The following is a 14,958-nucleotide window of genomic DNA, read 5'->3' as shown; positions in this document are numbered from 1 at the left end:
AATGATTATCCCCGCATTAGATTTAATTGATGGTAAAGTAGTTCGTTTATATCAAGGCGATTACGCACAAAAAACCGTTTACAGCGACGATCCTCAAAGTCAATTTACCATTTACAATGAGCAAGGCGCCGACTGGTTACACTTAGTGGATTTAGATGGTGCTAAAGATACCAGTAAGCGTCAATTAGAGGTCATTGCCAGTTTAATTAAAAATACACCGGCAAAAATTCAAATTGGCGGTGGTGTGCGTACAGAGCAAGATGTCAAAGACCTACTCGATGCAGGCGCTCAACGTGTGGTAATCGGTTCTACGGCGGTTAAAGAGCCTGAAATGGTCGCAGGTTGGATGAAAAAATATGGTGCCGAGCATATCGTATTAGCGCTTGATATCAACATTGATGGCGATGGTAATAAGATTGTTGCCGTATCTGGTTGGCAAGAAGCGAGTGGTCAAACCATTGAATCTCTGCTTGAAACCTATTTAGCCGTAGGCCTTAAACATGTACTCTGCACCGACATTTCTAAAGATGGTACATTAACGGGATCAAACGTTGACCTATATACTGAGTTAAGTGCAGCCTATCCTCAAGTAGCATGGCAAGCATCGGGTGGTATCGGCTCATTAGATGACATCGCTGCCGTAGCCCGCTCGGGTGCGACAGGGATGATTGTAGGTCGCGCGCTACTGGAAGGAAAGTTCAATGTTGTTGAAGCAATTGCGTGTTGGCAACAAGCTATGCAGAATAAACAATAACATTTACTGTAATACTTTCACCGCTAATTAATACCGATACAAATAATAATCAAGCGATTACTGACGAACGCTTGATTATTATCAATCACCTATTAAACCACCACGATAACCAATACATTGCAGGTAATAATTAATTTTTTGTCTATCTTTGCACTTTAGTGCTTTAATGTAGATAGCAGAATGTTTACGCTTTTGTATGGCATTCGTAGTTAAAAATATAAGGCCAATACCTATGAATCATTTTTTAAAAATATTGTGTTTCTCCCCCCTACTTTTTCTCTGGTCTTGCTCCGCATCTCACTCATCAGTGAATGAAGTCCCGGCAAATGCTTTCCAGTGTAAAGCGCCTAGGCCAGAAGTCTGCACAATGGAATACCTCCCCGTTTGTGCAACTACTAAAAGTGGTGAAACGAAAACGTATTCAACAGATTGCAGCGCATGTGCAGATAGCGACGTCATTTACTACCAAACCGGGGAGTGCAAGTAAAAACAGTCGTCAAGTCAAACAGGGATGATGTTATTGCCTTTACTACAAAGTCATCCCCTCTTTATTTAAGCAGTACAGAAAATAGCATGCAGTACTGCTTATACTATTGTCTAAAAATACTTTCTCAAATCCCCTTTTCTGCTCACTTTGCATATTGAATTAGCATGCATATATGGATTAATAATATTAAAGATATTTTTCAACAATTTGCTCATATTGCGGTGAACTTTTTATCTCCTTGATTGTATTCCAAATTGCTTCTGTTAGGTCTGGATTTTCTAGCACAAACTTGTGAGAAAATACTAAATAATAGGGTATTTGATTGAGTGGTGGATATACTTTGACGATATCTTTGAATTCATTCGGGTGTGTTTTTATCTGAAAATCGGAGACTGTTTCTATATCGGCTAAACCAACAATGCGGCCTGCATTTAGCATACGTAATCCGCTTAGCTGTGAATTAATTTCTTTTACGGCAATCCCCATTTCTTTGAGATAACCAACAACGACATATCCTCTTACCACACCAATACTGCCATTAATTTTCGTGAAACTTTTACCATCCCATTGTATGGAAGCATCTTTATGTTTATAAAGAAAATAGGATTGGTGGACAATTGCTCTACTAGAGTCCAGCTTACTATTTTTCATTGGATAAACGCCACTTAATAAACGTTCTTCGCTAAAAGTAGCGTGAAAAATTCCATCAACAACATTTGCCTTAACCTCTCTCATGCCTCTAGCCCAAGGCCTACGCTTAAATTCAAATTGTATATTTAATTTATTTTCTAACAATTTTAATAGTTCTAATGTGACACCAGGTTTTTGCCAATCAATTGCAGGCCCTTCACCTAAATAGAATGGTGGATTAGGCATTACCTCATAAACCAAGGTTATTTTCTTTTTATCCATTTCAACCGCAGGAACAGGCAAGCTAAAAACCATTAATATCAGAACGAACATCTTCATCATTTATATGCCCACCTATTCTAAAATCGAACTTCAATTACTATCATTATCAATTCAACTATTTCAATAAAAGCAATAAGCTCCCAATTTCATCAGTATGTTTTACAACCACAAATAACCACCTTAATAACAGTCACAATTAAAACAGAACAATAAGATACGATTTTCATTCAATGTTGACACAGCTTACGATGAATAAATATTAGCGACCAAAACTGGCAAACCAATTAAAATGGATTATAGTAAAAATTATACAACAACAGCTAAGTTATCACCTTAAACCATTATGGCAAATAATTCCCCCTGCAGTAATTGTGATAAAAATCAAACTTATAATACCTAACTTACTAGAGATGTCACCCACATCACATAAACACACAGGCAGCAAACCAAAACCACTAATTGGTCTAGCATATATAAGACTATTGACGCAGATTGTTCGGCATTCATAGTACCAATCAGTATTTATGTTGAATTACATTGTGATGATAGCGTTGCGAAAATAAAGGTGGCTATGACTAATTTAATTAGAAACAGCCTTAAAAAGGAGTGATTAATACTTGTTAAAATTAACTCGAAGCTTCAATTATCGATAGCAATTTTGTTATTTTTTAATGAATACTAATCAATTAATAAACGGATAATATTATGAACTTAAAGAATAAAGTGTCGTTGGGTGTCGCACTGGCACTTTCTATGTCGGTATCAGTATCAGCTGCAGCATATAATATAAAAGTGGAAGCTGAAAATTTTATAGCACAAGGAGGAACTTTTGACGACCAACAACCTACGGCAGTAACAAAATATACAATCAATAACCAAACCGCCATCAGTTATGTAAATAGCGGAGATTTTGTTGATTATAATATCGAAGTAGATCAAGCTGGTATGTACAGTGTCAGCTTTAATATTGCTACTGCAATGACAAACAACACTGGGATAGAAGTGCTTGTTTTAGAAAACGGCACATGGGTTTCCTATGCTACCTCAACGGTTCCTGCTAATGGATGGAACACATTTTCTACTGTTAATGCCGCAACGGCGGTTAAATTACCTGGCCCACAAAAAATTCGTATCTATGCACTAGGGAGTAACGATTGGCAATGGAATTTAGAATCATTCAATTTTATCTGGAAAAGTGACATTTCAACGTCTCCTGTAAGCGGAGAATTAAGTGAGATCGCCAAATCAGGTTACGCATCGCAAGGTTTAGATGCAAATGCGGTGGAAACGCTCCCCGTCCCAGCACGTATTCAAAGTGGTAAAAAATGGGTTGAGCAAACGGCACAGTCTGATGACTTTAATTATGAATTTGATGCTACTAATGTTAAATCAAACTTTGGACCAGGTAATAAATGGTATAATTTCTACCATAATGCTTGGAATGGCCCTGGTGCTACATACTGGCAATATGATCACGTTGCAGTTAACGGCAATGAATTAGAAATTCGAGCATCACGTAATCCAAGTACCAGTAAGATGAATGTGCCCGGCATTAATGCCGGTTGCATTACTTCTAATAGCCGTGTTTTGTACCCTGTGTTTGTAGAAACAAGCATTAGCCTTGCAAATATTTCATTAGCTTCCGATGTTTGGTTATTAAGCCCAGATGATACTCAAGAAATTGATATTATTGAGGCTTATGGTGGTGTTAACTATTTTGAACAGTTCATACATTTAAGCCACCATTCATTTGTTCGCTCTCCTTTCCAAGATTATCAACCACGAGATCATAACAGTTGGTGGGGACGCAATGGCGTAACCAGTTGGGGTGACTACACGTGGAATAATGGTAATCGTAACTTTATACAAGTTGGCGTAAACTGGGTTTCACCAAAACACTTTGAATATTACATCGACGGCGAATTAGTTCGTGTTGTCTACCATAACGCCTTTGCGACGAAAGGAAAGGATGGCACATGGAGCTATACACAACCATATTTAGATGCAAGCGGTGGTGTGGCATTTGATAATGGATACCAAGCTGTAAAAATACATGGGAGCATCTCGCATTTTCACAAAATGCATTACAAACGGCAAGTGATACCAATAATATCTCTGCTATTGACCCCCTTAATTTTCAAGGAGGTCTTGGTTTTACTAAGGCAATGGATATTATTATTAACATAGAGTCACAAACTTGGTTAGTTGAAAATAATAGTCCTTCAGACGCTGATTTAGCTGACCCAGACAAAAATACAATGCTGGTTGATTGGATTCGGGTATATAAACCAGAGAATAATTAACCAAATAAGAGATTCAATTAATGATAAAAACATAGCAAAGCTCTGTTTTTATCATTTACTTTCCCCCCTACTATACGCAGTCCCCCTTTTTCACTGCTTAACGTTACATGTATAGGCAAAAAGAAATAAGTCATTAAATGTAACTTAAAAACCTACAAAGCGAAGATGAAAAATTATATACTTAGCAGATACTTAACAAATACTTTAGCAATAATATTGCCAACAACTAATTATTTTGTATGCAAACAGGATTGCTATTTACATTAAACAGAAAAACAAAATATTGGATAACACTTTGATATATATTAGATTAGTGCCAAAGAGGTCAATATGTTAGCAAAACGCATAATTCCGTGTCTTGATGTTAAAGATGGTCAAGTCGTCAAAGGTGTCCAATTTCGTAACCATGAAATTGTAGGTGATATCGTACCATTAGCAAAACGCTACGCCGAAGAAGGTGCCGATGAGTTAGTTTTTTACGATATTACAGCAAGCTCTGACGTTCGAGTGGTCGATAAAAGTTGGGTAAGTCGTGTTGCAGAAGTCATTGATATTCCATTCTGTGTCGCAGGTGGAATCAAAACAGAAGAAGATGCACGACGCATTCTAGAGTTTGGTGCTGATAAAGTATCCATCAACAGCCCAGCTCTCGCAGACCCCAGTTTAATTAATCGTTTATCTGAAAAATTTGGCACGCAATGCATCGTCATTGGTATTGATTCATATTACGATGAAACAACGGGGCAACACCAAGTAAAACAATTTACAGGTAACGAAGATGCCACGGTAACCACAAAATGGAATACCTTTGATTGGATCAAAGAAGTGCAATCACGCGGGGCAGGTGAAATAGTACTCAACGTGATGAATCAAGACGGTGTTCGCTGTGGTTATGATATCAAACAACTTAGCCAAGCTCGCGCTATATGCAATGTACCTTTAATCGCTTCAGGGGGCGCAGGCGAAATGGTTCATTTTGCAGAAGTATTCAAAGAAGCAGATGTCGATGGCGCCTTGGCAGCCAGTGTATTCCATAAACAGATAATTAATATTGGTGAGCTAAAATCTTACCTTAAAACAGAAAATGTAGAGATTAGATGATGAGCAAAGCATTAATGAAAGAAGCAGAATTAAACGCACTTGATTGGTCAAAAGTAGATAACCTTATGCCAGTCATAGTGCAAAATCGCACTTCCGGTAAAGTACTTATGCTTGGTTATGTTAATCAAGAGGCATTAACTGCAACACTTGCTAGTGGCAAAATGACCTTTTTCAGCCGCACTAAACAACGTTTATGGTGCAAAGGTGAAGAATCTGGCCACTTTTTAAATGTTGTGGAAATCAGCACTGATTGCGATAACGATACCCTATTAGCAATGGTTGATCCCATTGGTCCAACCTGCCACCTCGGTACAGAAAGTTGTTTTAAAGGTGAAACTCAACCTGCGCTGACATTTATTGCTGACCTAGAACAGGTGATTGCACAACGTAAAGGGGCGGATGCAGACAGTAGTTACACAGCAAGTTTATATGCGCGAGGCACCAAACGAATTGCCCAGAAAGTCGGCGAAGAAGGTGTTGAAGTTGCATTGGCAGCAATGGCTAAAGATATGGATGAATTAACCTGTGAAAGTGCAGATCTACTCTACCACCTAACGGTTTTATTACAGAACGAAGGGCTAACATTAGCTGATATCGCCGCAAAATTGCAGCAACGCCATAATAAATAATCCCATTATTTATTTGACTAAAAGCATAAGGTGAACTTAATCGTTCACCTTTTTTATTGATTAGCAATAACAGGTTTCCCGAATATGAGCGAACTATCAATTAGTAAAGCACAGTTAATTACCCAATTAAAAGAGACGATGAACGGTAAAATGAGTGCACAACAGCTTCAAGAGTGGATGATCAACCATTTTGATCCACCAGAAGTTGAAATAGGCCCTGGCGAGAGTGAGTGCGTGCAAGAGGCAATGGCTATCATTATGAATGAATATGAATTAGCGAAACTTTCTGTTTTTAAAGAAGAAAGTTACGGTTATGCGCTCGATTTTTTAGACTGTGATGAAACAGATTTCAACCAAAAGAAATACCATTTTTTACATGATGGCTTTTCTGATTAAAAATATATCTCCATGATGCTTCAAGCTGCAAAGTAATGTTTAGGAGAATTACGCTACTAAACATTACAACCAACCTCTATTTTTGTACAGTGCGACGTCTTGATGGGCGCGCCTTTTTCGGTGCGTAACTCACATCGGAAGCGGGTATCTCTAATCTTGGCTCAAAACCAACCACTTCTTTTCTTTCAATAAATTTACCCAAACGATTCTCAATAGCACAGAGGTTTCTAAAATCATCACGAGAAACAAAAGAGATAGCTTCCCCTAATGCACCAGCACGACCAGTTCGACCAATACGGTGTACATAATCATCCGCTTCATCGGGTAAATCATAGTTGATAACAAGGCTAAGATCTTCGATATCAATACCGCGAGCGGCAATCCCTGTCGCTACTAAAAACTTAACCGCCCCGCGTTTAAAATCGGCCAATAACTGCTCACGAACAGCCTGACTACGCCCACTATGAAAAGATTCCGCTGCAATTCCACGCTTTTCAAGTTGGCTGACTAATTTTGCAGCCCCGCGTTTGGTTTCAATAAAAATCAGTGCCTGTTGCCAACTATTGTCAACAATCAAATGACTTAGCAGTGCTGATTTTGCATCTTTATCAACGGCAATTAAACTTTGCTCAACCTGCTCAGTAGCAATATTTTTTGCTGTAATGGATATTTCAACCGCTTTTTCAATCGCTGTTCGAGCAAGAGAGCGCACCTGTTTAGATAACGTCGCTGAAAATAATAAATTTTGTCTTTGTTCAGGTAAACGTTCTACGATTTTATTAATATCAGCAATAAACCCCATATCAAGCATTCTATCGGCTTCATCGATCACGAGCGTTTCCGTTTCATCAAAATGAATAGCACGGCGCGTATACATATCGAGCAAACGCCCAGGTGTTGCCACGAGAATATCCACACCTGCAATTAAACGTTCCTTTTGCGGCTCAACATCAATGCCACCATACATCGCCATAGAAGTGATATTGAGGTATTTAGCGTATTGCACAATATTTGCCTCAACTTGAATAGCCAGTTCTCTCGTGGGCGTCAAAATCAAAGTACGAACACGTTTTGGGCGCACGGCTGGCGCATCTATCATATTTTCTAATATTGGTAATACAAAACTCGCTGTTTTACCCGTTCCCGTTTGCGCAGCAGCAAGCACATTTTTCCCTGACAAAATAACAGGAATTGCCTTATATTGAATCGGTGTAGGCTGCTCATATTGTAATTCTGCTAGCGCTTTTAAAATTGGTTCGCTTAATCCAAGTTGGCTAAATGGCATTAATAATCTCTGTTATTGATAGGATAAGTATTAGTTAGAATCTATTCTAGCAGGAAGAATATGAGAAGTGCTTAAAAGACACTTTACACTCTGCTTACGTTATTCATAATTAAGATAATTACAAATTTTCTGTATATAAAACAGGCCGACATTAACACAAAACAACGACAAAGATCACGTTTTTTGCACATATTTAGGGCTATCAAGCATTTTTTTGGTGCAAATAAGCTAGCAACACAAAACAATTAAATGTAATTGATTGTTTTATAAGGGATTCATAATTGGCATGTTAATTTCATGATGCTATTTGATGCTAACTGACTTGGCATCGTTAAGGAGGTTATTATGAATAGTGACATGATGTTTTTAAGCTATGCTTATCCAACGGTTTGTAAATCATTAATAAACGAGAATAGATATAACTACACCTTACTCAACTACATTGTTCGTCTATAGTCTTACCTGCTAAATGCCTCTTTACAGTGAATATCACCAAGAGGCATTTAGCCTTTCATCTTATAAATGATTATAAAGAAGGGTAATAAGTGAGCTATAACAATGTCATCCCCGCAAAATCTAATTTATTATTATCCGAAATACCAACGGGTCTCAATTCCAACTTAACATCACCTTGAAAATCAACATCAGCACGAATATAAATCCAATCGTCATTACCAGATAATTCAATAATATTATCCTCACCATTAATCACTAAATTAACGGATGCCATTTCATCTCTCAAGGGTTTCACTCTAAAATATAACGAAGCAATTGATACGGAGCGTAAATCAGCAGGACTTTTTATGGTAAGTAACACCGCATTATTATCATTCCAATCAACACGGCTAAAGCCACTTGCGACTAATTCTGCATTATCAAGAAAAAGATAGGCCATATCGTGATACGTTACCTCACCTAAATACTCTAATTGCGTTATATCAATACCCGTTACCGTTTGATTTCCAATAACACCGCGAGAAGAAATATAAGTAACGTCTGTTACATCGATATTTTTGTTGGCAAACCTATCAACATCAAACAACGAATCATCATGGGAATAAGCAGATTGGATAGCTGCCCCTATCTCAACGATATTATTTTCAAGATAAGCACCTTCATTGCTATCGCTATTTGTTGTAAGTAGAAGTGCTGAATTACTATTATCGATTAACTTGGTGTCATCTTCAATTTCTATACCTATCTGCTCAATCTCTTCACTATAACCAGCAGCCGTTGGGAAATCTTCAAAGGCCCTATTCACTAGATTAATTTGATACTCTTGTAATGTATTATTCACTTGTAGAAGTTGGTGTTTTTGCCACATTACAAAGCTAATAAAAATGGCAAAAGTAATGGCAATAAGCCCTATTATGGTGGGAAAATTCGATAAAGTATCGAGAGAGTGGTTATTCATATCTGCTTTTGATTTTGGATACATCACAACGCTCTACAGTTAATATTGTTATAAAATAGAATCCATTCTTTTTTAAACAAAAAGTAGCAACAAAACCGACATCCTATTATCGATTATCTATTTAATCCTAGATTACATTTATATACTGTCAAATAAACTAACCTTGATATATCCATTTAATTGCACAATATAGACTAGAATTATTTATTTTCCAGCACGATCTGATTTACTTCATGCAACAAAGCAAGTACCCTTGCGCGCTTCTTAAATACAGTAACCACTATGATTGATTTATTAAGGTGAAATGTGAAAAACGAAATAAGACCTAATCAGGCGATAAATAAAAAACACACATTACGTACCCTTTTAACTTTTATAATACCGTCAATGATTGGTTTGCTACTGTTCATGACACCAATTAATTACCAAGGGGCAATAACAATCCCGATCGCAATTGGTGCGAAGTCACTACAAAATTTACTCTCCGATTATTTGACCGCACTCATTTTGGCGATTGTCATCATTACAGCGACAATAACTACATTACAGCGCGCCTATACTTTCTCTGTCATTAAAAATAATCGCTTTTTAAATGGATTATTTTCTGTTTCTCCGATGTGGTTAATAATCCGCATTATCGGTGCTATTTTCACTATACTCACTTTTTATGGGGTGGGCCCTGAAATAGTATATTCTAATGATACAGGTTCACTTGTCTTAAATGATCTACTTCCCGTCTTATTTTGTGTGTTTATTTTAGCAGGTATGTTATTACCATTATTACTCAATTTTGGCCTATTAGAGTTATTCGGAACGCTACTAACCAAGGTAATGCGCCCAATTTTTAATCTACCCGGACGAAGTGCCATCGATTGTATCGCCTCTTGGTTAGGAGATGGTAGCGTTGGTATTTTATTAACAGCTAAACAATATGAAGCTCGTTACTATACGCAAAGAGAAGCAGCTGTTATTGGCACCACCTTTTCAGCGGTATCAATAACCTTTTCTTTAGTCGTTATTGCTCAGGTAAAACTAGAACACCTGTTCATTCCCTTCTACCTTTGTGTTTGTGGGGCAGGCGTTGTTGCCGCCTATATAGTCCCTAAATTGCCTCCGCTTTGTTGGAAAAAAGATTCTGTTTATCGACCAAAGTGAACGCAATGGTGAAGAGGAACTAACACCACACGGTCACAATGTTTTCACTTGGGGGTTTGCGCTCGCTTTACATAAAGCAGACAATGCTGCAACTTTTATGGAAACACTTAAAGATGGATTAAAGAATGCCACCGATATGCTTTTTGGTATCTTACCTGTTGTGATGGCTATTGGCACTATTGCACTTATTATTGCCGAACACACCCCTATTTTTGAATATTTAGGCTATCCATTTATTCCGTTACTCGAATTATTACAAATTCCAGAAGCAGCCGCCGCATCACAAACCATTGTTGTCGGATTTGCAGATATGTTTATCCCCTCAATTCTCGCTTCAACAATAGAATCTGATATGACTCGTTTTGTTATAGCGGCAATGTCTGTTACTCAGCTTATCTATATGAGTGAAGTTGGGGCTTTGTTATTAGGCAGTAAAATACCGGTGAATATGGTTGAACTATTTATTATCTTTATTTTAAGAACGCTAGTGACATTACCTGTTATTGCAGGTATTGCACATTTAATATTTTAAACATTTTAACGAGTAATAAAAAACTATGGACTTAACGATCTATTTACATGCATTGACGGCACTGTTCGTTATTATAGATCCCATTGGCGCAGCACTTATTTTTAATTCATTGACCACTAACAGTGATAAAAAACACCGCACTGTCATGGCGGTTAAAGCGGTTATAATTAGTGCGACATCATTGGTTTTGTTTGGTAATTATGGTGAAACGTTATTCTCGCAATTAGGTATTAACATCAATTCATTACGGATATCAGGAGGCCTTTTACTCTTTTATACCGCATTTAAAATGATAACTCAGGAGATGGAGTTTAGTGCCTCTAATAAATCTGTGGATATCTCAGTTTTTCCAATGTCAATTCCACTGCTTGCAGGACCAGGAACCTTAACCCTTTCTATTTTACTGTTTTCACACAGTACTCAAAGTAGCGGCGTGATTGCCGTTACTGCGGCAATTATTTCTATATTATCATTAACTTTAGTACTCATGTTGTTATCAAGAAATTTAAAGAAAATCATAGGTAAAACGGGCGATGAAATTTTAAAACGTTTCCTAGGGGTTATTTTAGCCGCGCTCGCTATTCAGTTTATCTATGATGGTATTATCAACTTTTCGCTAAAATAAAAAATGGCAACACCCCCTTAAATTTCAAATATTGTTAATTATTTTTGTAATTTAAAAGCAACTTTTCGCGCCCATCCACGTGGCAGTATCTGTGCCAATAATGCACCCAATTTATTTAGCCATCCCGGTATGACCACTGCTTTGTGCCGATTTACCAGGGAGTAGCTAACTACGGGCTCTTTACTCATTGATCTTAATCTGAACAGTAACGATTCCGACAAATCAGCGACTGTTGCAAATTCGGTTCTTGTTGCGCCAGGGCATAATGCACTGACCATAATATGACTTTCTTTCAACTCCTCGTGAAGCGCCTCAGTAAAGGACAACACAAAAGCTTTACTTGCATAATAGATTGCCACATTTGGACCTGCCTGAAAGGCAGCCGTAGACGCTACATTAATAATAAAACTTTGTGGCTGCAGTTTTAATAAAGGAATCGCTAAATAGGTTAAACTCACTAATGCATTCATATTCACTTGCATTATCTGTAAATGTAGACTCAGCTCTGTTTGGCAAAAACGCCCACGTTGCCCAAAACCGGCATTATTTATTAAACCAATTAAATTGAGTGATTCTCTATCTAAATAGTCATAAATGGCACTAGGAGCACCACTATCGCTTAAATCACAGGGGAAGATATGGACATCAATCGCGCTGTATTTACGTAATAGCTGTTGCTGTCGTTCTATTAACCTTTGCTCCCGCCTTGCCACTAATAGCAGCGAAAAACCTTGCTGTGCAAGTTGTTCACAAAACGCCTCACCTAAGCCCGCACTCGCACCAGTTATCAAAACATAATCTTTCATTTTTTAAGATTCCCTGAATTAAATTAAAGAATGATCAAAAATTAACAACAATTTAAATAAGTGTAAACTGGAACTGATCTGTGCAATCAATATTATCACCTAAACCAATATGCACTCCTAATAAACGTACCGCCTTCCCTTGCCCACGTAACATAGCTTGATCAAGTAAGGTGTCAAAGAGTGAAGCATTAAAATCGTCATATTTCAATTCTTTGGTGGTTTGCTGAAAATCGTTAAATTTAACTTTCACGCCAAGTTTACTTATCACACGTTTTTCAAGATGTTTAACAGCCCGTTGTTGCAGTTCGGGTAGCAAATGCTCATGCATAAAAGCACGTAATTTCGCTATATCCGTCATGTCATGCGCAAACGTTCTTTCTACACCAACAGATCGACGAATGCGTGATGTTTGCACAGCTCGGTCATCAATCCCTTGGCATTTATCCCATAGAGAATAGCCCAGCTTGCCAAACAGACTGACCAAGGTATATTGATCACTAGCGCGGACGTCTTTTCCAAGCTCAAATCCCTGAGCTTTTAATTTATCAAAGGTCACTTTGCCTACCCCGGGGATTTTACTTAAGGGCATCTCTTCAATAAAAGCAATCACATTGCTCGGAGGAATAACGTATTGGCCATTTGGTTTATATAAATCAGATGCAATTTTAGCAAGGAATTTAAGCGGTGCGACCCCAGCCGAAGCCGTTAGATTTAGTTCATTAGCAATGCATGAACGAATATCCTGTGCAATAAGCGTCGCAGAGCCATTGAAAAGCGTACAATAGCTAACATCTAAATAAGCTTCATCAAGGGATAACGGTTCGATGATATTGGTATAACGTGCAAATATTTCATGCAGCTTAACACTAACCGATTTATAAACCTCCATACGACCCGGTAGGATAATTAAGTTTGGGCATTTTTTTAAGGCCAGATGGCTCGACATAGCCGAATGGATACCAAATTGCCGAGCAATATAATTGCAGGTAGATAAAACGCCACGTCGTTCTGACTTGCCACCAACTGCAACGGGTTTATCAGATAATTGTGGGTTATCACGTATCTCAACTGAAGCATAAAATGCGTCCATATCAATATGTATTATTTTGCGTTGTTTAATTACCAAATGCCATCCACATCAAGCTGTTTATACATACAGCTTATTTTCATCTGTTTTTATTAAAATGCAAGCTTTTCTGCTAACCTATTCGCTAACGATATTATCCGCTTATATGAAAAACGGTTACGTCAATTAACATAGCGATGCTCGCTATTTTCCTCTTTAATGTGAAATAGCTTACCTTAATAGCCCAAGCAAGCTAAACTAGTCGGCTATAACTTACCCATTCACCTTAGGCATAACTCTATGAATGAAACACTCAATATTGCGGTTCAAACGCTAGTATTACATCGCCATCCTCGCCATAAACAAGAAACACTACAAGCTTGGGATTCAGCCGATGAATACCTCATTAATTACTTTAATGAAAATGAGTTAGCAAAACAGATCCGTGAAGAGGATCAATTATTATTAATTAATGACGGTTTTGGCGCATTGAGTTGTTACTTTCAAGAATTTCAACGCACCGTTATTTCTGATTCCTATTTATCTTTGAGTTCAATTAAACTAAATATGTTACGTAATAACTGTCCTGAAAATAATATTTTGATTCAAGATAGTCTGCAAAAAATTCCAAATAATGTAAAAATTGTTTTAATTAAAGTTCCCAAAACCTTAGCTTACCTTGAATATCTTCTACAGCAACTACGCGAAGTGATAACCCCTGATACGCTCGTGATAGCCGCAGGGAAAGTTAATATGATCCATAATTCTACATTAGCCTTATTTGACCAGTATATAGGTACAACCAAAACCTCTTTAGCTAAAAAGAAATCGCGCTTAATTTTTAGCTTGGTCGAGTCGCAACAAATAGCAGAAAAAGAGATAGCGATAACGTGGGAAATCGAAAAACTGCAGTGGAAAATACATAATCATGCCAATGTTTTTTCACGCAATCATCTCGATATAGGTGGCCGCTTCTTAATGGATAACCTCCCTAGCGGTGACTTTAGCAAAGTGGTTGATTTAGGCTGTGGTAATGGCATTATTGGTATGGCTGCATCAATGGCTTATCCAAATGCACAGGTAACCTTTATTGATGAATCTTACATGGCTATCGATTCAGCTCGTATCAATATGCTTAAAAATCTACCTGAAGAACAAACTGAGAAAGCGCGTTTTGTCGTAAATAACGGTTTGGTAGGTTTTAAAGCAAATAGTTACGACCTTATCCTATGCAACCCACCTTTTCATCAACAACAGGCAATTACAGACCATATTGCTTGGAGTATGTTTAACGATGCACGTTTTTGCTTAGTAGAAGGTGGAGAATTGGTTATTGTCGGCAATCGCCATTTAGATTATCAAGATAAGTTAGAACGTATTTTTGGTAACTGTGAGTTAGTTACTGAAAATAAGAAGTTTGTTATTCTACGTGCCGTTAAAATGGCTTAATTCCATGGAAGCACTGCATTTAAAATAATTTAGCAAAAAAAAAC

General features: G+C 37.6%; 13 protein-coding genes and 1 pseudogene. 9 read left to right on the top strand and 5 right to left on the bottom strand.

The window, feature by feature from the left end:
* The first annotated feature begins 1 nt into the window (after position 1).
* Together hisA and AB1A03_RS15605 are read left to right on the top strand one after the other, a co-directional pair.
* On the top strand, positions 2-754 hold the full coding sequence (gene hisA, locus AB1A03_RS15610) for a 1-(5-phosphoribosyl)-5-[(5-phosphoribosylamino)methylideneamino]imidazole-4-carboxamide isomerase (RefSeq protein ID WP_354625537.1): 753 nt from the start codon (positions 2-4) through the stop codon (positions 752-754).
* Positions 755-1,080: 326 nt separating this feature from the next.
* Positions 1,081-1,269 carry a hypothetical protein gene (locus AB1A03_RS15605; RefSeq protein WP_354625536.1) on the top strand — a complete coding sequence of 63 codons (189 nt, stop codon included), beginning with the start codon at positions 1,081-1,083 and terminating at the stop codon, positions 1,267-1,269.
* A 158-nt stretch (positions 1,270-1,427) separates the two neighbouring features.
* Here AB1A03_RS15605 and AB1A03_RS15600 read toward each other — a convergent pair whose 3' ends face one another.
* Complete coding sequence (locus AB1A03_RS15600) at positions 1,428-2,213, bottom strand: substrate-binding periplasmic protein (RefSeq protein WP_354625535.1); 786 nt, start codon at positions 2,211-2,213, stop codon at positions 1,428-1,430.
* A 645-nt stretch (positions 2,214-2,858) separates the two neighbouring features.
* Here AB1A03_RS15600 and AB1A03_RS15595 point away from each other — a divergent pair.
* The 4 genes from AB1A03_RS15595 to AB1A03_RS15580 all read left to right on the top strand — a co-directional run bounded on the left by AB1A03_RS15595 (position 2,859) and on the right by AB1A03_RS15580 (position 6,582).
* Positions 2,859-4,340, top strand: coding sequence for a carbohydrate-binding protein (locus tag AB1A03_RS15595; RefSeq protein ID WP_354625534.1), 1,482 nt, complete (start codon positions 2,859-2,861; stop codon positions 4,338-4,340).
* A gap of 446 nt (positions 4,341-4,786) precedes the next feature.
* Entirely contained in the window at positions 4,787-5,557 is a 771-nt protein-coding gene (hisF, locus tag AB1A03_RS15590; RefSeq protein ID WP_354625533.1) for an imidazole glycerol phosphate synthase subunit HisF, read from the top strand.
* Positions 5,557-6,186 (top strand): bifunctional phosphoribosyl-AMP cyclohydrolase/phosphoribosyl-ATP diphosphatase HisIE, encoded by a 630-nt coding sequence (gene hisIE / locus AB1A03_RS15585; protein ID WP_354625827.1) that lies wholly within the window; start codon positions 5,557-5,559, stop codon positions 6,184-6,186. Before hisF ends, hisIE begins: the two co-directional genes overlap by 1 nt.
* An 84-nt stretch (positions 6,187-6,270) precedes the next feature.
* A complete protein-coding gene (locus AB1A03_RS15580; RefSeq protein WP_354625532.1) occupies positions 6,271-6,582 on the top strand; it encodes a hypothetical protein in 312 nt (103 codons plus the stop codon).
* Positions 6,583-6,658: 76 nt separating this feature from the next.
* On the opposite strand, the gene AB1A03_RS15575 is transcribed toward AB1A03_RS15580, so the two are convergent.
* Both AB1A03_RS15575 and AB1A03_RS15570 read right to left on the bottom strand, forming a co-directional pair.
* Positions 6,659-7,867, bottom strand: a complete 1,209-nt coding sequence (locus AB1A03_RS15575) for a DEAD/DEAH box helicase (RefSeq protein WP_354625531.1) — start codon at positions 7,865-7,867, stop codon at positions 6,659-6,661.
* 550 nt (positions 7,868-8,417) lie between these two features.
* The gene (locus AB1A03_RS15570) at positions 8,418-9,305 is read right to left on the bottom strand and encodes a hypothetical protein (RefSeq protein ID WP_354625530.1); all 888 of its coding nucleotides are present in this window, start codon (positions 9,303-9,305) and stop codon (positions 8,418-8,420) included.
* 363 nt (positions 9,306-9,668) lie between these two features.
* Here AB1A03_RS15570 and AB1A03_RS15565 point away from each other — a divergent pair.
* Together AB1A03_RS15565 and AB1A03_RS15560 are read left to right on the top strand one after the other, a co-directional pair.
* Positions 9,669-10,968 (top strand): annotated as a pseudogene (locus AB1A03_RS15565) (YjiH family protein).
* A 25-nt stretch (positions 10,969-10,993) separates the two neighbouring features.
* Positions 10,994-11,593 carry a MarC family protein gene (locus tag AB1A03_RS15560; RefSeq protein ID WP_354625529.1) on the top strand — a complete coding sequence of 200 codons (600 nt, stop codon included), beginning with the start codon at positions 10,994-10,996 and terminating at the stop codon, positions 11,591-11,593.
* A gap of 38 nt (positions 11,594-11,631) precedes the next feature.
* On the opposite strand, the gene AB1A03_RS15555 is transcribed toward AB1A03_RS15560, so the two are convergent.
* Together AB1A03_RS15555 and dinB are read right to left on the bottom strand one after the other, a co-directional pair.
* Positions 11,632-12,399, bottom strand: a complete 768-nt coding sequence (locus tag AB1A03_RS15555) for an SDR family NAD(P)-dependent oxidoreductase (RefSeq protein WP_354625528.1) — start codon at positions 12,397-12,399, stop codon at positions 11,632-11,634.
* 52 nt (positions 12,400-12,451) lie between these two features.
* A complete protein-coding gene (gene dinB, locus AB1A03_RS15550; protein ID WP_354625527.1) occupies positions 12,452-13,525 on the bottom strand; it encodes a DNA polymerase IV in 1,074 nt (357 codons plus the stop codon).
* Positions 13,526-13,765: 240 nt separating this feature from the next.
* Here dinB and AB1A03_RS15545 point away from each other — a divergent pair, with 240 nt between their 5' ends.
* Positions 13,766-14,914, top strand: a complete 1,149-nt coding sequence (locus tag AB1A03_RS15545; RefSeq protein WP_354625526.1) for a methyltransferase — start codon at positions 13,766-13,768, stop codon at positions 14,912-14,914.
* The last annotated feature ends 44 nt before the right edge of the window (positions 14,915-14,958 follow it).

The organism is Psychromonas sp. MME2, assembly GCF_040566515.1.
In the GTDB taxonomy this organism is placed as follows: domain Bacteria; phylum Pseudomonadota; class Gammaproteobacteria; order Enterobacterales; family Psychromonadaceae; genus Psychromonas.
The sequence above is the reverse complement of the archived record's forward strand: the minus strand, read 5'-3'. Positions and strand labels throughout refer to the sequence as shown.